Origin of the sequence: Acinetobacter bereziniae (assembly GCF_016576965.1) — a bacterium.
In the GTDB taxonomy this organism is placed as follows: Bacteria; Pseudomonadota; Gammaproteobacteria; order Pseudomonadales; family Moraxellaceae; genus Acinetobacter; species Acinetobacter bereziniae.
On sequence record NZ_CP066119.1, the window covers coordinates 2,097,039 to 2,115,703 of the forward strand.

Consider the following 18,665-nt stretch of genomic DNA (forward strand, 5'->3'; position numbering starts at 1 on the left):
AAATAAGGTCATAATAATGTTGAATAATATTTTTACTATTCTTGATAAAATGGGATATGGGACACAAAAACGCGCAATTAGTGTTCAATTTTCAAACTTGGAACTCAGTGCACAAGTGATGTTACAACGAATTGATGGTTATCACGCCATCAATGAAGGATTGTCAGCAGAACTGATTTGCCTGTCTCTCAATCCATTTATTGAACTTAAACAGTTTATCGGTTGCCAAGTCTCTGTAGATCAAGTCACAGATTCAGGCAAGCTATTTAGAACTACAGGAATGATTACAGGCGCCTCACAAGGTCAGAGTGATGGGGCTTTTACGCTTTATCGCTTGACCCTGCAAGACGCAACAAGCTTATGGCATAAGCGTCATAATAGTCGGGTGTTTTTAGATAAAAGTGTTCCTGAAATTTTTGAAATAATTTTCAATGAATGGAGAGCCAAAAGCGCTTTATTTGCATCCAGTTTAAAACTGGACCTGAGTGGTCTCAGCAAGAGCTATGATGTACGACCGTTTTCTATGCAACTTAACGAATCTGATCACACTTATTTGACTCGGATTTTACGTGAGGAATCAATCAATTGGCTGATTGATGAATCTGATTTTATTGCTTTAAACAACAATCAAAGTATTGAACCACAAAAACTTAGATTAATTGATCACAATGATCAGTTTAAGGCACTTGAACGTCGCAACATTCGCTATCATCGATCAAATGCGACTGAAGCTTATGACAGTATCACCAGTTTGATTGCTGAACGCAATTTACAGTCAACAGCAATCCATGTACAACGTTGGCAAGCAGACAGTTTAGCGCAGGAAGATGGCAGTGGTTCTATTCTGAGTGCACATAAACACAGTGCAAATAGAGACAATGAAAGTTTAAGTTTAGAACAAGCGTGGAGTATTTCTCCTGCTTGGATTCGTGATCTTAAAGGTCAAGATCAAGCCACAACATCAGGCAATCATCAACTAGAGAAGTTGAGTACCCAACTAAATCAATACCAAGCTTTGCAAGCCAAATATTTTAAGGCACAGAGTAGTGTACGTGATATACAGGTCGGCTATTGGTTTAAGTTAACAGGTCATCCAGAGCTGGATAGAAATCATAGCGAAAACAATGAGATGTTGATATTAAGCAAGCATTTTTATAATCAGAACAATTTTCCCAAAGACATTCAAGATCAAATTGAAAAACTCCTCACCCTGAGTCACTGGCAAACGACTAAAGACCGTCAACAAGAGCGTCAAGGCAACGAATTAACTTTGGTACGACGGCATATTGCAGTTGTGCCTGAATATCATCCATTAACACATCGTCCAACTACATATGTTCTACGTGCCATTGTGGTGGGGGATGGTGAAGAAATCTATGTCGATGAATGGGGACGAATAAAAATTCGTTTCTTGTTTACCCGAACAGAAGACCATGCCCATGATGGCGGTGCAGGAGCTAATGATAATGACACGGACTCTGCATGGGTGGATGTGCTTACCCCTTGGGCGGGTGAAGGTTATGGCGCAAGATTTCTCCCGCGTGTCGGAGAGATTGTCGCGGTAGATTTCTTTGAGGGAAACCTTGATCGACCATTTATTACTGGACGGATTCATGAAGGACATCGAAATCCAACCCAGTTCGATATTAAAGGCAAACTACCTGACACCAAAAAGCTCAGTGGTATCCGCTCAAAAGAGGTCGCTGGGGAGGGCTTTGGGCAACTCAGGTTTGATGATACGACTACTCAAATAAGCACACAATTACAATCGAGTCATGGCGCGAGTCAACTGAATTTAGGCAATTTAAGTCACCCTAAAGAAACCGCAGAAAGTGAAGGTCGTGGAGAGGGTTTTGAGTTAAGGACTGATCAGTGGGGGGCGATTAGAGCAGCTCAAGGTATATTGCTCACATCTGAATCATCTGATCAAGCACAAGGTGCTCAATTGTCACGCACTAAACTATTGGAAAATATAAAGTATCATGTCGATAGTAATCAATATTTTAAAGAACTTGCAACAGCACATCAAGTCGATGAGCCAGATTTAGCGTCACAACAATCTCTAAATGATAAGCTCGAAACATGGGATGAAAATCAGGATGCTCTGCTAACTTTACACAGTCAATCAGGAATGCTTTTAGACAGTAAAGCCAATATGCATCTTGAATCAAAAGATAATATTGATATCAGTACACCTCGAAATTTGCAATTTTTTACGGGGAAAAGCTGGATTGCCCAAGCCTTAGATAAAATCACGATTTTTGCAAAACATTCAGGTATTAAAATTAAATCAGGCGAAGGTGATATAGATGTCTCTGCGCAAAAAGGCAAAATGACTTTATCTTCAAAACAACAAATGCAAATTTATTCACTCAATGATTTTGTCAGGGTGGAAAGTGGTAAAGGCATATTGATTACTACAGGTGGTGCTTATATCAAAATGCAAGATGGAAATATTGAAATTACCTGCCCGGGATTACTTGAGTTTAAAGCAGGTCAGATTAAGACCAATAGTGGTGCAACACTTTCTATGCAGCTCCCTGCAATGCCTGAATTAAAAGCACAGTATGATGAACATTTTATTTTGCATTATCCTGATGGTGAACCTGCGAAAAATTTAAAATATAAAATTACTACTGAAAATGGTCAAATATTTCAAGGTACTTCAGATGAAAATGGAAAAACAAAAATGTACAACTCGGATTCAATGAAAAATTTAAAAATTGAAATATTTACAGAAGAATGAGATTTCGAATGAAAAAAACCAAGATTTTACTGCTGCTGTCTTTAACGTTACTTGGAACATCTTGTTCAAAATTTCAAGGTGAGGATGAAAAAAATAACATGATTAATTTCAAAGATACAAAAAATATTTGTTTGGGTCGTATTGAATTTACCGTCCCGAAAGAGACTGATGTTAAATTCGGTACATTTTCATTTGATGGAAGTGATTTTGAAATTGTCGAAGATGTAACAACCCTTGATCAGTATGATCAATTTATCAAAGATAAAATTGAAAACTTAAAGAAACAACAGCATGAAACTGAAGGAAGTTTGCTTAAGTTTGAAAAAATGGGCAGTTTAAAGCTGAACCAAAGATCAGTTAGCCATATAATTGCTTATAGACCAAATAAATATACAGATGGTTTGTTCTATATAGATGCGTATATTTATTTAAATCGAAAATTAATAAGAATGAAAAGTCCAGTAGACACTGATAAATTAATGGATGGTCTAAGAAGAACAGAAAATATTATTCAAAACTTTAAATTAAAATCATTAAAAGGTCCAAATCAGGCAGGCTTATGCTGGAAAGATTACTTTATTGCAGATGATATGACTGAAAATCGCTTCTTTTTAAGCGAAGCTTTTTTATTTTTTCCTTCTTATCCAGAAGTGATGATGAATATTGAAAACAGGGCAAGAGATTAGTCTGACACACCAATTATACAAATGATTCAGAAAAATAGGGAACAAATACCAGAAGAACTTAAAAGAGTATTTAAAGTCAGTGATATTCGATCTGGATCCAGAGAAATTAATGGACTAAAAGGTGAAGAAGTTCTTACTCATTATCAGCCACGTTTAAGCTTTGGGCGAGGCTTTGAATCTGGTGTATGGCAATATTTAGGAACTTTAGATAATCCTAAAGATTCTTATATTTATGTTGGATTAAAAGGAGTGAGGGACTCTATCGATAAAGAAAACTCATCAATAAGCCAGAAACAAATCCTTCAACTGAATGATTTTGTTTTAAATAACATAAAAATTTCGCCATTTAATCAAGGGAAATGACATGATTGAGAGAAGTAATAGGATTTATACGACATTAGCCACTTATTTATATGTAAGTTTAGATCAAGAAGTTCTAAATAAACATGACAAAAACTGAATTATGTCTTAGTGAGTTGGTCAAGTCACGAAGACTTGAAATATTTACAGAACAATGAGATTTCGAATGAAAAAAACCAAGATTTTACTGCTGCTGTCTTTAACGTTACTTGGAACATCTTGTTCAAAATTTCAAGGTGAGGATGAAAAAAATAACATGATTAATTTCAAAGATACAAAAAATATTTGTTTGGGTCGTATTGAATTTACCGTCCCGAAAGAAACTGATGTTAAATTCGGTACATTTTCATTTGATGGAAGTGATTTTGAAATTGTCGAAGATGTAACAACCCTTGATCAGTATGATCAATTTATCAAAGATAAAATTGAAAACTTAAAGAAACAACAGCATGAAACAGAAGGAAGTTTGCTTAAGTTTGAAAAAATGGGCAGTTTAAAGCTGAATCAAAGATCAATTAGCCATATTATTGTTTATAGACCTACTGAGTACACTGATGGTTTGTTCTTTATAGATGCGTTTATTTATTTAAATCGAAAATTAATAAGAATGAAAAGCCCAGTAGACACTGATAAATTAATGGATGGTCTAAGAAGAACAGAAAATATTATTCAAAACTTTAAATTAAAATCATCCAAAGGTCCAAATCAAGCAGGCTTATGCTGGAAAGATTACTTTATTGCAGATGATATGACTGAAAATCGCTTCTTTTTAAGTAAAGCATATTTATCCTTTCCTTCTTATCCAGAAGTGACAATGAATATTGAAAACAGGGCTAGAGTTGAATCTGACACCCCACTTATACAAATGATTCAGAAAAATAGGGAACAAATACCAGAAGAACTCAAAAAAGTATTTAAAGTTAGTGATATTCGATCTAGTGTCAGAGAAATCAATGGACTAAAAGGCGAAGAAGTGATGACCCATTACCAACAGCGTTTAAGCTTTGGTCGAGGCTTTGAATCTGATGCATGGCAATATTTAGGGACTTTAGATGATCCTACGGATTCATATATATATTTAGGCTTAGAAAGTGTCGATGAAGTTAATAATAAAGCACTAAATGCACCTCTAAATCAAAAAATCGTGCTTGGATTAAATGATTTTATTTTAAATAACATAAAAATTTCCGCATTTAATCAAGGAAAATCAAATGATTGAAAAAAATAATACCATTCAGGCGACATCAGCAACCAGTCCAAGTAGCAATAAAACAGGAACATTGGTAGAAATTCCCAAATTAGATACCATTCCTATTATCTTTATTCCAGGAATTATGGGGTCAAACTTAAGAAACAAAACTAATAAAAAACCCGTTTGGCGTATAGGCAATTACGCTGGTGCAGCAAAAACAGTTTATAGTCAAGCTAAAAAGTCTCCGTCCGAATTGCAAAGTGAATTGGATGCTCAGGAAACCGAAGTGGATCCAACAGGTGATTTATATATCGACCCAAGAGCAAAAGTCACCACTGAAGAAGCGAAAAAGAGACTATGGGGAACAGTACATTGGGAAAGTTATGGACCTACCTTGATGTTTTTTGAAGGGGCGCTTGCCAATATACGTTTAGAGGCAACTGAAAAAAATTGGCTGGAAAGTCGACATGCTTACCAACTAGTGACTCAAGATGATAAATACACGCCTGATTGGTTGAGTTTATTAGGTTCAAATGAGAAACAGACATGGCACCCGCAAACTAGATTTGAAAGTATAGATAAGACTGATATTGAAAAGCTCAAAAAATTTAATTTTCCTGTTTATGCACTGGGCTACAATTGGCTTCAGTCCAATGCACTATCAGCAGATGACCTTGTAAAGACAATGAAAAATATAAAAGCCAAATATGGTAAGAATTTTCATAAATTTATTGTCATCACCCATTCGATGGGCGGTTTAGTAGGGCGAAGCTTATCCACAAAAATGGGTGAAGATATTGCAGGGATTATCCATGGGGTGATGCCCACTGTGGGTGCACCTGCTGTTTATCGTCGCTTGGTTGCAGGTTCGATTGAAGGAAGTGGCGTAAAAGATGTCTTAGCAGGATTGGTTTTAGGGAAAAATACAGAACATGTAACTGCTGTTTTATCGAACTCTCAAGGTGGCTTAGAGCTTTTACCCAGTAAAGACTATCGTATTATCAAAAAAGACAAAACAACAACGCCATTTTGGTTGAGTTTACGGGGTACCGATGAAAAAGGCACCATCCATGTTGTCAATTTGCCTAAAGCCGATCCTTATAAAGAAATCTATAAAGCCCACAATGTCTGGTGGGAAATGGTCAAAGATGAACTGATTAATCCACTTGATAAAAAATATCCTGTTGGTTCTCCTAGAGCTATGTTTAATATATTAATTGATGGAGTTCAAAAATTTCATAAATCTATTGCAACACATTACCATCCCCATACCTATGTGCATTTTGGTGCTGACCCCAAAAACTTGACTTACGGTACACTACACTGGAGTCTAGATCGACCTTTGACAGGTTTAAACCAAACCCAACTACAAACCTTACCACGTGTGAATGGTCAGGAAATTGAAAATAAAAATAACCAAGTGCTTGCACAGATGAAGCAGATCAAAGACAAAAAGGAGAGGAAAGAGTACTTTGATAAAAACTTTATTCCAAATAATGGGTTTAGATATATTCGCTTAGCCAGTGGAAAATATGGAAAATTTACGATTTCCAATAAGAATTTATATGGGGATGGAACAGTTCCATTTTTTTCAGGTGTTGCTCCAATATCACCAACTAAACACAATGGGATCAAACAAGTATTTCAAATGGAAGGCTTTGATCATCAAGGTAGTTATGGTGACCTCCATGTGAGAAGAAGTGTCTTATATTCAATTGTTAAGATTATTAAAGACAACAATATTCAACCTAGAAATCGATGAATATTCTTATAGGTCTGAATCACGATAAAGAAAGATTAAATATCTTTATATGCATTTTGAAATGATCATCACAGAACTTGATGAAAGTTGAAGCAATAAAAAACAGGTTGAAGATAGCTTCAACCTGTTTAATCAAGGTATTAAAGCGTTTTAAACATTAAAACGGAAGTGCAATACATCGCCATCTTGAACGATGTATGTTTTACCTTCTAGACGCCATTTACCTGCTTCTTTTGCACCATTTTCACCATTGAATTGAATGAAGTCATCATAAGCAATACATTCTGCACGGATGAAGCCTTTTTCAAAGTCAGTGTGAATTACACCAGCCGCTTGAGGAGCAGTTGCACCCACTTTTACAGTCCAAGCACGAACTTCTTGTACACCAGCGGTGAAGTAAGTTTGTAAGCCCAATAAGCTATAACCTGCACGGATCACCACGTTAAGACCTGGTTCTTCCATGCCTAAGGCTTCAAGAAATTCTGCACGATCTTCATCATCTAAAAGTGAAATTTCAGCTTCGATTTGGTTGCAAAGTGGAACAACAATTGCATTTTCTTCAGCAGCTAACTTTTTCACAGCTTCAAGATGTGGATTGTTTTCAAACCCATCTTCTGCAACGTTTGCAATATACATGGTTGGTTTTAAAGTCATTAAACCAAAACCACGAACAAGCTTACGCTCATCATCATCTAAATCAGCAGCACGTGCAGGTTTACCTTCATCAAGCAATGGTAAGATTTTGTCGAGCACCGCTTTAGTTGCAACAGCTTCTTTGTCGCCACCTTTTGCTGATTTTGCTAAACGAGTAACTGCTTTAGTGACGGTTTCCAAGTCAGCAAGAGCAAGTTCAGTATTGATCGTTGCAATATCATCTAATGGATCAATTTTACCATTTACATGGATGACGTTTTCATCTTCAAAACAACGAACAACGTGTGCAATCGCATCAGTTTCACGGATGTTTGCAAGAAATTGGTTACCTAAACCTTCACCTTTAGACGCACCTGCAACCAAGCCTGCAATATCAACGAATTCCATTGTTGTTGGAATGACACGTTGCGGTTTTACAATGGCAGTTAATTTGTCTAAACGTGGATCTGGTACTGGAACAATACCTGTATTCGGTTCAATCGTACAAAATGGGAAGTTTTCCGCAGCAATAGCAGCTTTAGTCAATGCATTGAAAAGAGTAGATTTACCCACGTTCGGCAAGCCGACAATACCGCAATTAAAACCCATGAAAAGACTCACAAAGTGTTATATAAAAATTGCCAGTGATTTTACATGAAAGCCGTGACAAAGTCAGGTCTACGCGCTATAAGTTTTTAAACAGATCATGTCTATTTATAGCTGTGGTCGTTTTTTAATTATAAATCGAGTTTTTATTGCGCAAAACAATCAGCTTATCAGCGTAGATATGTAGTGAATTAATGTTCAATCGAATCAGAGGTACAGTTGTACCTCTACACGCCATATACAACCAGCATAGTTTCAAAAATGATCAATCATTCTTTAAATCTTCCGTTTATCCAATTGATTTGCCAGACTGTCACCAAATGCCTGAACAAGCATGACCAACGCAACTAAAACCACGATCACAGCAAACATCATTTGCATATCAAAACGCTGATAACCATAGCGGTATGCAATATCACCCAATCCACCTGCACCAATTGCACCAGCAATCGCTGACGAGTTAATCATGGTGACAATAGTAACCGTAAAACCAGCTACGATTCCTGGTAATGCTTCAGGTAAAAGCACATGCCAAACAATCTGTTTACGGTTACAGCCCATCGCCTGTGCTGCTTCAATTAAGCCTTGATCAACCTCACGTAAACTTACTTCAGCGATACGAGCAAAAAATGGAGTTGCCGCTAACGTCAATGGAACAACAGCAGCCCATACCCCATAACTTGTTCCAACAATCCAACGGGTTAAAGGAATAAGTGCAACCATCAAAATAAGAAAGGGAACAGAGCGGGTAATATTGATCACTGTGCCTAAAGCATGGTTGATCTTTTTAGAGGGATAAATCCCTTGCTCCGATGTATTCACTAACACAACTGCGAGAGGCAATCCAATTAAAAAGGCAATAAAAGCAGAAACACCCACCATTAGTAGGGTGTCAATTGTCCCTGTGATCAATAAATCAATGAGTTGGTCTTGCATAGCCCAGTACCTCTATTTGTGCAATACGAAGTTTTAGTTTTTCTTGCAATGCGGCAAGGTCTATATCGATTTGCGCAGTACCTACAATCAATGTACCAATCAAGTGATTTTGGATACTGTCGATATGGCTTTGATATAAATGAACAGATGCTTCAAATGCTTGAAAAACCTGTACTAGATCTGGAGAGTTTTTAGGATCTGTTTCGTAGCGTAGTTTTAAAATACTATGTGTTGAATCGGATTGAGGTTCATCAACAAGACCAAAAGGTAAATCAAGTTGCTCTAAGTTTAACAATTCTTGGGTAATTTTTTGCTCAGGCTTAGAGAACACAGACCAGACTTGACCTGATTCAACGATTTCTCCATGTTCAATCACCACCACTTGATCGCAAATTTCACGAATCACTTGCATTTCATGGGTAATTAAAACAATGGTGATACCCAATTCACGATTGATTTTTTTCAATAAAGACAGCACAACTGAAGTGCTTTCAGGGTCAAGTGCGGATGTTGCTTCATCACAAAGTAAAATTTCAGGATGATGCACCAATGCACGAGCGATACCAACACGTTGTTTTTGACCACCAGATAATTGTGAAGGGTAGTTATAGGCTTTATTGCTTAATCCAACCAGCGCTAAAACTTCGTTGACGCGTGTTTCGATTTCGGCTTTATTAACTTGGGCGATTTTCAAGGGCAATGCCACATTGTCCCAAACAGTCTTCGCGGACATTAAATTAAAATGTTGAAAGATCATGCCAATTCTTTGACGTGTTTGAATCAATTCTGCATGGCTCAATTCAGCCAAATTCTGTTGATGGATATGGATGCTTCCTTCAGAAATGCTTTCCAGACCATTCAATGTTCTAAGAAGTGAAGACTTACCTGCGCCACTTTTGCCGATGATGCCGAAAATTTTGCCTTGAGGAATATCGAGATTGATATTTTTCAATGCATGAATTTTTTGGTCTTGACCTGCATAAAACTTATTTAAATCACGGATTTTGATATGAGGGACTGAAAAGTCAACCTGTGAACCGAAACTCACCATTTCTATGCTCCTTATTTCCAGCCTGCAAACCACATATCTTTGCCGAAATCTTTATCTAAAATATTTCGAACCTGTTGTGAGTTTTGGAAAGCTTGAATAAATTTCTCTAACTTTTGGTTTTTATCTTGATAGTCACGACGTGTGACAAAAAGGATGGCGTATTTTTTATCAATCGGATCTAAAAACAGTGCGCTATGTGGGTCTGCTTTTTTTGCCATATTGAGGTAATGGGGAAAACCAAAGATGAGGTCCGCATCATCGTATGCTAACGCCGTTTGAGGACCTTCAACTTCTATAAACTTCAATTGCTTAGGGTTTGAAACAATATCCTGTAAAGTTGAAAGTTCGTTATTGATATCTTTGATCTGAATCAGCCCAGCACGATGGAGCAGAATTAAGGCACGTGCAGAATTTACGGGATCACTAGGAATCACTACACGCGCATGCTGTGGCAAGGCATCTAAAGACTTGTACTGTTTCGAGTACAGACCAACATGACTCCCGCTTCCAGTGCCGAAAGCATGTAAGTCATAGTTGGTTTGTTTAATCGCATTTTTTAAAAAGACGCTTTGCTGAAAAAAGTTAGCATCAATGTCACGGTTTTGAACCGCAACATTGGGCGCTTGCCAATCTGAGAATTCAACCAGTTTGACATGAATGCCATCTTTCTCGACCTCATTGGCAACTGTTTGGAGTAGTTCTGCATAGGGAGGACTGATACCAATGGTTAAAACATTTTCTTTCTGCTGGTTTTTTACATATCGATAGCCAAATAGCCCGAATATAATGACCACAACAGCAAGACCAATCCATAGATTTTTATGACTAAGTTTGGAAATTTGAGACATGAACGTTTCCTTATTTCCAACCTGCGAACCATAAGTTTTCACCAATATCATCGTTTAAAGCTTGTTTGACTTTGTCAGAAGTTTGATAAATCTTAATGAATTCTTTGAGTTGTTTTGCCTTGTCAGGATGTTGTTGTTCATAGTCATCTTTGACCACAAACAAAATCGCATAACGAGTATTGGTATTATCATCAAGTAATAATGCTTTATTGGGATCGATGGTTTTTGCCAAACGTAAATAGAGCGGATAACTAAATACCAAATCTGCATCATCTACCGCACGCGCAGTCTGCGGTCCTTCAACTTCAATAAATTTAAAATTCTTTGGATTCGCCGTAATGTCTTGTAAGTTGGATAAATGATTATTTGGATCTTTTAAGCTAATCAGCTTGGCTTGCTGTAAAAGTAATAGGGCACGACCTTGGTTTACAGGGTCATTGGGGATAACCACACGTGCATTGTTAGGTACTGCCGCCAAGGAATCATATTTTTTAGAATATAAACCAACATGCGTTGCCACACCTGTTGCAATCGGCTTGAGTTTAAAGCCTGTTTCTTTTAAAGCATTGCTTAGAAATGGCTGATGCTGGAAGTAGTTTGCATCTATATCACCATGATTCAAGGTAATATTGGGTGTATTCCAGTCAGAAAATTCAACCAGCTTAATGCGAATACCTTGTTTCATTGCTTCTTCTGCTGCAACGAGCAAGGGCTTAGCGAATGGTGGACTAATACCGATCGTGATTTCTGCTGAACCTGTTTTTTTATGTTGGTTCCAATAAAAAAGTCCTGCAATCACCGCAATAACAATCACGCCGAGTAAAATAAATTTATTCTTGGTCGTGTTTCTTGGAGATGGATTGCCATTGGTTGGCAAGTTTGTTTGTGTCATGTGACACCCCTTAAAGTCAATAATTTAAATCAATGATGTTTAGACAGTTTGTGGATGTAGGTTGTCTATTTCGATGCTGTTGTTATGTTTTGAGTTTTGACATCGAAAAGCAGAAGCAGGATGTTGTTGATTTAAATAATCACCCTGATTAAAGATTTTGTTGCGTAAAGTGCCATTCTCATATTGCGTTTTAAACCGACCACGTTGTTGCAGTTGTGGAATGACCCATTTTATAAAGTCTTGATGGGATTCTGGTGCTACAGTACGGGTGAGATTAAAACCATTAATTCCTGTTTCATCTAATAGTTGAATCAGTTTTTCTGCAATGGTTTCGCCACTTCCGACAATCAATGGATAACGTCCACCCAATTGGTGTTGTGCTTTAAGATCATTTGGTGTGATCTTATTTTCTTTAAACTTATTGTTGACTGAAGCAATACTGTTGGTTTGACGATAAGGAACAGCTTCATCATCTGCATATTGTGAAAGGTCAATGCCGACTGAGCTAGAGTAATGTGCTAGACCTGCTTCGGGGCTTGCATAACTGGCATATTCAGCTAACTTTTGTTGTGCCAGTTGATCTGTCTCCGCAGTGACAACAGTAATGCCGACAAAGATTTTAATGTCTTGCGGATCACGCCCTTGTTGTATTGCCAGTTCACGAATTTTATCCACTTGCTGTTTGATCTTTGCAGGTTGATCACCACCAATAAATACACATTCAGCATGTCGAGTCGAGAACGCTAGCCCACGCGGAGAAGCACCCGCTTGGAACAGGACAGGAGTACGTTGTGGAGAAGGTGAAACTTGAAATACGCCCTGACTTTGATAAAAGCGACCATGATGATTGATCTGATGTACTTTTTTGGGATCGGTAAAAATACGCTTTTGCTTGTCTTTCTGTATGGCATCATTTTCCCAAGAGCCTTCCCAAAACTTATAGCACAGCTCTAAAAACTCTTCAGCTTGTTCATAACGTAAGTCATGATCTTTTAGACCTTTTTGCCCAATTAAACGCTCAGCACTGTCTAAATAACCAGTCACAATATTCCAGCCAATACGACCTTGTGTGAGATGATCTAAACTAGCGAAACGCCGTGCAAATTGGTAAGGCGTTTCATAACTTAAATTCACGGTGACGCCAAAACCTAGATTTTGAGTCACTGCTGCCATTGCAGAAATCAGGGTAGAGGGATCATGACTTGGCAATTGGATAGATTCTTTTAAGGTTAAATCTATTCCATTCTGATACACATCATAGACCCCCGTAATATCAGCAATAAATAAACCATCAAATAAACCTTGTTCTAATGTTTTGGCTAGGTCTGTCCAGTAATTCAGCTCATTAAAACGATGTGATTCATCACGGGGATGCGTCCACAAACCATGATTAATATGACCAACACTGTTCATATCGAAGGCATTAAGTAAGATTTTCTTTTTATCGGCTGCTTTTTGAGATGCATTTGTCATTACAATGTCCCTCTGCGTGGTGGAAGGATGTTGTTGAGTACATAGTTTCCAATAAAGAAATATTTCCAACGTGATGCATCATGTAAAGTGTGTACGCGTGCATTGCGCCAGTATCGATCTAAACCATCTGCACGTTGGCTTCCACGACTTCCTGCAAGTTCAATTAATTTTGAGGATGCTTTTAAAGCGGTTTCAGTACTATGTGCTCGGACTTTTGCAACATCAATCGATGCTTTGGCAATGTTTTCTTCTGTTGGGTGAGGCTTGGCTTGGTCAATCGATTGAGCAGCTTGTTTTAATAAAACTTCACTCGCACGTACATCAGCAGCTACACGTCCTAATTCAAAAATAGTTAGAGGATCTTGATCGGCACGTTCTACATTGGCATCAATCCACGCACGTGCTTTTTTTATACGCTCAATGGTTTCTTCAAATGCTGCACGAGCAATCCCAGTCTCTATCGCTGCATGCATGATTTGCGCAAATGGACCAACTAAGGTTGGTTCTGAGAAGGCAGTGTCAAAACGAATAACATTTTCAGATTCAACAAAAACTTGATTAAATTTGACCGTGCCACTGCCCGTTGTTTTTTGCCCAAAACCAGACCAATCATTGATTCGTTGTAAACCTTGGGCATCTGCTGAAATAAAAGCCAGATATTCTCGATCCTCAGCATCTCGTACCAATGTCGGGATACGATGTGCAAAAAGGCTACCAGTGCAATAAAATTTTTCACCATTGACCACATAGCCATGTTCAGTTTGACTGATTTGGGTATGCTTTTGTGCTGCCGTTTTGGTTTTAAATTCTGCCAAAGCATTACCAAAGCGAGCACCTTCAAGCACTTCCTGATAAAGCTTTTGTTGTTGTTGTGCTGTACCTGTATTGCGTAATACTTCTAAAGCATAAAAATGGTTTTGTGGAATTTGACCGATAGAGCCATCCACACCACTGAACAAAGCAATGACTTTGGCAACAGTATGGCTGGATACCTCAGCGCCCCCATATTGTTTTGGTACAGTGATTGCCCACAATCCTGACTGACTGAAAGCCTCAATTTCTTCAAAAGGTAACAGGCGTTCAGCGTCACGTAAAATCGCATCTTGCTTAAATTGTTGACTTAGTTTTTCTGCAATCTCTAAGGCCTCTGCATCACTTTTAATGATATGCGCTTTGGCGAATGCGTGATTTGGATGATCTAATGTTTTACTGATATTTTGATAAGTGCTCATATATTTCCCCTGAATGAATGTTTTGAATTACTACTTAAATCCAAGCATGCCGTTGATCTTGTGTGCCATTTAAGTAGTAGTTGCCGATGGCATGTAATTTCCAACGAACAGGGTCATGTAAGGTATGTACACGAGCATTTCGCCAATGTTGATCAAGGTTATGAATAGATAAACTAGAACGGCTACCGCCCAATTCAAGAAGTTTTTCAGAAATCTGTAATGCAGCATCATTGGCATATACTTTTGCCTCAGCCACAATAATGGATGCTTTACTGGCTTGTTCTGGTGTGACGATGTCTTGGGCATCTAACTGATCTAAATATTCGGCAGCTTCGTCTAAGAGTAAAATGGCCGCATCCAGTAAAATATTGAGCTTGCCGACTTCTTGTAATGTATAAGTTTCAAAACTGGCTTTTTCGACATTTGCATCTACGATTGGACGAGCTTTATGGATTGCAGACAATGTATCGGCAAAAGCTGCTTCAGCAATTCCCACATCTATGGCGACTTGAATCAATTGAGAGTAAGCACCACGATACTTTGAGGCATCTGCAAGTGGCTTTTCGTCCATGATTAGTTCAGGGCTGACCACCACATTTTTTAAACGGACAGTACCACTTGCAGTGGTGCGTTGACCAAAACCATCCCAATCATTTGCTATTTCGACACCTTGAGCTTGGGCATTGATAATGGTGAGAACAGTATGCCCCAATGGATGGATTGCACGTATTGCGAGCCAATCTGCAAATGATGAACCTGTTGAATAAAATTTCTCGCCATTCAAAATATATTGACCATTTACCTGATCTAAGCGCGTTTCTATCGTTTTGGTATCTTTGCTGTTGCGTTCAGGACCACCGTTGGCAAGACGTTTACCTTTTAAAATCTCAGCATAAATAAATTGTTTTTGTGATTCACTGGCAATGTTTTCGATGGCATTTAACAAACCAAATTGGTTCTGGGGAATCTGACCAACACTGGCATCTGCCTTAGATAAAATGCGGAAAACATGTGCCAGCGTTTTATTGGAAACTTGAGCACCACCGTATTTTTTTGCAATACGGATACCACCTAATCCTTTGTGGCTTAATTCTTGGATGACATCAACAGGTAAAATTCGTTGTTGATCACGTATATTTCGTTCTACCAAAGCAAAATCAGCAACTTGGTAAGCTGCATTAATCGCCTGTTGATCATTTTGGATCACTGTGGCTGAGGTAGAAGAATTCAAACTAGACATATCGGCACCTTTCTATAGATACCAAAACGCTAAGCAATATTGTGAGAAAAATTAAACGAAGTATTATGCTTAATTTATGAAAAATTATCTTAAATAGAAAAAAAGCATAGTATTTTAAAAAACAAGATAATATAAGTAATTGAAATATAATATTTAATTTGTAATTCATAAGATTGTTTTTTAATCTATTCCAGTGTCTTTATTCAAAAGCTGAATAAAGACTAAAGAAACAGATATAACCGTTGAATAAGCATTGGGTCATATGACGAGCGATTGATGTAAAAAGTACATTGTAATTCAAGCAATGAATGTCTAAAGTACAGAGAATTACTCAGGATTAAATCCTATTGTTTTAGGTTGGCTAAGCCTTTAATTAAAAAAATAATTTGGAGATTACATGCGTACGTTGTACCAATTCCCACTCTCACATTACTGTGAAAAAGCACGTTGGTTGCTCGATCATAAAGAATTGGATTTTGTTGCGCAGAATTTAATACCAGGCGTACATCGTGCTTTTGCACAGTTAAAAACCGGACAAAATAAATTACCCATTTTAAAAGATGGTGAACAGTTTATTGCTGGCTCTACGCAAATCGCCTTGTATCTTGATGAAATGTACCCTGAACATCGCTTAATTCGTATTGACCCTAAATGGCGGGCTGAAACACTTGAAATTGATCAAATTGCCAATGAATTGGGTATACACGTGCGCCGTTGGGGATTGGCTCATGCATTGGCAGAAGGTGATGAGCCTTTAGAAATTATGATTGGCGAAAAAGGCTATTTACGTCAGTTTGAAAAGATTTCAAAACCTATACTCAAAACCTTGGTTTCTAAAAGTTATCAACTTGATCAAGAAAAGGTAGAAGAGTCTAAATATAATCTTGACTTGACCATAGCCAGTTTAAATAAAACTTTGATTGAAAATGGTTGTCGCTATTTTGTTGGCGATCGTTTTAGTTTGGCTGATATTTCAGTATGTGCCATGTTAGCGCCGTTATTAGAGCTCGACTCAACACCATGGGAAAAGGAGTATGCTGAGCATATTTCTCAGGAGTTTGTAGATTTTAGCCAATATTTACTTGAGTTACCGCTTGGTCAGTATGTGAAAAGAATTTATGCCACTGAACGCAATGCACGTGTAGATTGGCGTGGAATGTAACTTGAATAGAATAAAGCCTCCAATTTATTGAAAAATTCAGTATCATAGTCATGAATTGGAGATTTTTTAATGCAGAAATTCATAATTTTGGGTGCGCTAAGCACTGTTTTATTGATGGTCGGTTGTGCTGAAAAAAAACCTGCAACGCCCGAAGAAATTTGGAAAGGTTATTGCACCAGTATTGGTAATGCGGCACGTTCAATTACTTTAGATCGTCAAAATGGTATTACCAAGAAAGAAGCACTTGAATATGCCAATAAAGTGACTGATCCAACCACGAAAGGTTTTGTACTAGAGTATTTGGAAAAAGTTTATGCATTGCCTGATGCTGAATTAAAAGCAGATAAAGATGCAATCCAAGCAAAATTTAAAAATGAAGCGTATGAACAGTGTGTCAATACACCACATGACCCCAAAAAAATGCCAGATTATAAACCGTTCTAAGGGACGGTTTTTTATCATTTAAATTACATCCTTTCTAATAATTATAGTCAATGAACACTGAGTTTAATCATGTCTAATAAACGATCTATATCAAAAATTTCTTTACTTTCATTTTTCTTGGCTTTTTCAGTCATGAGTCAAGCTGAAGAAAGCAAAACCGTGACAAAACAAGTTCAAGCAACCAAGCCTGATATTGCACAACTAAAAACGCAAGCAGACAAGGGGCAAGCCAAGGCGCAATACCAACTTTTTTTGTTTTATAAAAACCAAGATCCAGCCCTAGCACTACGCTATCTCAATCAAGCTGTTCAACAGGATTATCCTTTGGCTTTGAATGCGATGGGCTGGTTATATTACAAAGGTGATGGTGTAACTCAAGACAACCAAAAAGCAGTAGCGTTTTTAAATAAAGCCAAGGATAAAGGTGAAATATTTGCTTATGTCAATCTTGCTACATTATATGCACGTGGTGATGCTGTTGCTAAAGATGAGAAGAAAGCTGCAGAATTATTGACTTATGCTGCTGACCATGGTGACACTACTGGTGCTTTTAATTTAGCTTCAGCTTATGCACAAGGTAGAGGGGTACAACAAGATACAGATAAGGCAATCGTGTATTTAAAAAAATCTGCGGAAGGTGGATTAGCAATTGCCCAAAAAATGTACGGGGAGATGCTATATAAAGGAGATGTTGTTCCACAAAATATTAAAGCAGGTATTAACTTTCTGACACTTTCGGCAGAACAGGGAGATGTTAAAGCACAAGCTATTCTTGGTGGTTTATATGGCTCTGAGAATGAATATGTTGAACAAAACCCTGAATTGGCTTTTAAATGGACTGAGCGAGCTGCACAACGTAACGATGTGGACGCATTGGGTAATCTTGGTTGGATGTATTATCAAGCTGTAGGTACTAAAAGAGACGTTCAAAAGGGTATCCAAATGTTGGATCAAGCAAGTGAACGTGGTAGCGTGCAGTCGGCGATTAATTTGGGACTGATTTATGCTAAAGGCGAATATGTCAAAAAAGATGCTAAAAAAGCCTTTGATTATTTTTCCAAAGCTGAACAAGCTGGAGATATGAGCGCGAATTTATTTTTGGGCGATGCTTACTATCGTGGTAAAGGTGTAAAAAGAGATGAAAACAAAGCATTAGAAGCGATGCTCAAAGCTCAAAAAGCGGGTTATATGCTGGATCTAGATACCATGAAAGAATATGACTTGTGTAAATTAGAATCACGGATGGTGAATGGTCAATATATGCATGCGTTTGAGTGTCCTATATCTTAATTTAGCCAGACTTTATATAGACCGTCTAATGACGGTCTTTTTTAGCTTGAGTTATCAGAAATATGGTTGTATTTCACACAGCTCGTCACAAAAAATGATTAGCATAAAAATT

General features: G+C 37.7%; 16 protein-coding genes. 8 read left to right on the forward strand and 8 right to left on the reverse strand.

The genetic code is table 11. The features are described 5' to 3' along the window. Positions 1 to 16: 16 nt before the first annotated feature. The 5 genes from I9192_RS09720 to I9192_RS09735 all read left to right on the forward strand — a co-directional run bounded on the left by I9192_RS09720 (position 17) and on the right by I9192_RS09735 (position 6,746). Entirely contained in the window at positions 17 to 2,746 is a 2,730-nt protein-coding gene (locus I9192_RS09720; RefSeq protein ID WP_005029354.1) for a type VI secretion system Vgr family protein, read from the forward strand. Positions 2,747 to 2,754: 8 nt separating this feature from the next. Then, positions 2,755 to 3,432, forward strand: a complete 678-nt coding sequence (locus I9192_RS22310; RefSeq protein WP_228289337.1) for a hypothetical protein — start codon at positions 2,755 to 2,757, stop codon at positions 3,430 to 3,432. Between the two features lie 21 nt (positions 3,433 to 3,453). Then, complete coding sequence (locus I9192_RS22315; RefSeq protein ID WP_227567324.1) at positions 3,454 to 3,795, forward strand: T6SS immunity protein Tli4 family protein; 342 nt, start codon at positions 3,454 to 3,456, stop codon at positions 3,793 to 3,795. 163 nt (positions 3,796 to 3,958) lie between these two features. Beyond that, the gene (locus I9192_RS09730; protein ID WP_228289338.1) at positions 3,959 to 5,011 is read left to right on the forward strand and encodes a T6SS immunity protein Tli4 family protein; all 1,053 of its coding nucleotides are present in this window, start codon (positions 3,959 to 3,961) and stop codon (positions 5,009 to 5,011) included. Next, entirely contained in the window at positions 5,004 to 6,746 is a 1,743-nt protein-coding gene (locus tag I9192_RS09735; protein ID WP_200150358.1) for an esterase/lipase family protein, read from the forward strand. Before I9192_RS09730 ends, I9192_RS09735 begins: the two co-directional genes overlap by 8 nt. 150 nt (positions 6,747 to 6,896) lie before the next feature. Here I9192_RS09735 and ychF read toward each other — a convergent pair whose 3' ends face one another. From ychF to I9192_RS09775, 8 genes are all read right to left on the reverse strand, one after another. Further along, the gene (gene ychF / locus I9192_RS09740) at positions 6,897 to 7,988 is read right to left on the reverse strand and encodes a redox-regulated ATPase YchF (protein WP_004831052.1); all 1,092 of its coding nucleotides are present in this window, start codon (positions 7,986 to 7,988) and stop codon (positions 6,897 to 6,899) included. A 273-nt stretch (positions 7,989 to 8,261) separates the two neighbouring features. Further along, the gene (locus I9192_RS09745) at positions 8,262 to 8,921 is read right to left on the reverse strand and encodes a methionine ABC transporter permease (protein WP_004831051.1); all 660 of its coding nucleotides are present in this window, start codon (positions 8,919 to 8,921) and stop codon (positions 8,262 to 8,264) included. Beyond that, a complete protein-coding gene (locus I9192_RS09750; RefSeq protein ID WP_005029338.1) occupies positions 8,902 to 9,972 on the reverse strand; it encodes a methionine ABC transporter ATP-binding protein in 1,071 nt (356 codons plus the stop codon). The genes I9192_RS09745 and I9192_RS09750 overlap by 20 nt, the downstream gene beginning before the upstream one ends. Positions 9,973 to 9,983: 11 nt before the next feature. Then, a complete protein-coding gene (locus I9192_RS09755; RefSeq protein ID WP_005029336.1) occupies positions 9,984 to 10,820 on the reverse strand; it encodes a MetQ/NlpA family ABC transporter substrate-binding protein in 837 nt (278 codons plus the stop codon). 10 nt (positions 10,821 to 10,830) lie between these two features. Beyond that, on the reverse strand, positions 10,831 to 11,712 hold the full coding sequence (locus I9192_RS09760; protein WP_005029333.1) for a MetQ/NlpA family ABC transporter substrate-binding protein: 882 nt from the start codon (positions 11,710 to 11,712) through the stop codon (positions 10,831 to 10,833). A 39-nt stretch (positions 11,713 to 11,751) separates the two neighbouring features. Beyond that, on the reverse strand, positions 11,752 to 13,185 hold the full coding sequence (locus tag I9192_RS09765) for an LLM class flavin-dependent oxidoreductase (RefSeq protein WP_005029331.1): 1,434 nt from the start codon (positions 13,183 to 13,185) through the stop codon (positions 11,752 to 11,754). After that, complete coding sequence (locus I9192_RS09770) at positions 13,185 to 14,417, reverse strand: SfnB family sulfur acquisition oxidoreductase (protein ID WP_005029329.1); 1,233 nt, start codon at positions 14,415 to 14,417, stop codon at positions 13,185 to 13,187. The genes I9192_RS09765 and I9192_RS09770 overlap by 1 nt, the downstream gene beginning before the upstream one ends. A gap of 34 nt (positions 14,418 to 14,451) precedes the next feature. After that, positions 14,452 to 15,657: an SfnB family sulfur acquisition oxidoreductase gene (locus tag I9192_RS09775; RefSeq protein WP_005029327.1), complete on the reverse strand. Its 1,206-nt coding sequence runs from the start codon at positions 15,655 to 15,657 to the stop codon at positions 14,452 to 14,454. Between the two features lie 397 nt (positions 15,658 to 16,054). Between I9192_RS09775 and I9192_RS09780 the strand changes: the two genes are divergently transcribed. The 3 genes from I9192_RS09780 to I9192_RS09790 all read left to right on the forward strand — a co-directional run bounded on the left by I9192_RS09780 (position 16,055) and on the right by I9192_RS09790 (position 18,553). Next, entirely contained in the window at positions 16,055 to 16,819 is a 765-nt protein-coding gene (locus I9192_RS09780; RefSeq protein ID WP_004831044.1) for a glutathione S-transferase family protein, read from the forward strand. A 69-nt stretch (positions 16,820 to 16,888) separates the two neighbouring features. Beyond that, a complete protein-coding gene (locus I9192_RS09785) occupies positions 16,889 to 17,263 on the forward strand; it encodes a hypothetical protein (RefSeq protein WP_004831043.1) in 375 nt (124 codons plus the stop codon). Between the two features lie 69 nt (positions 17,264 to 17,332). Then, complete coding sequence (locus tag I9192_RS09790) at positions 17,333 to 18,553, forward strand: SEL1-like repeat protein (RefSeq protein WP_005029324.1); 1,221 nt, start codon at positions 17,333 to 17,335, stop codon at positions 18,551 to 18,553. The last annotated feature ends 112 nt before the right edge of the window (positions 18,554 to 18,665 follow it).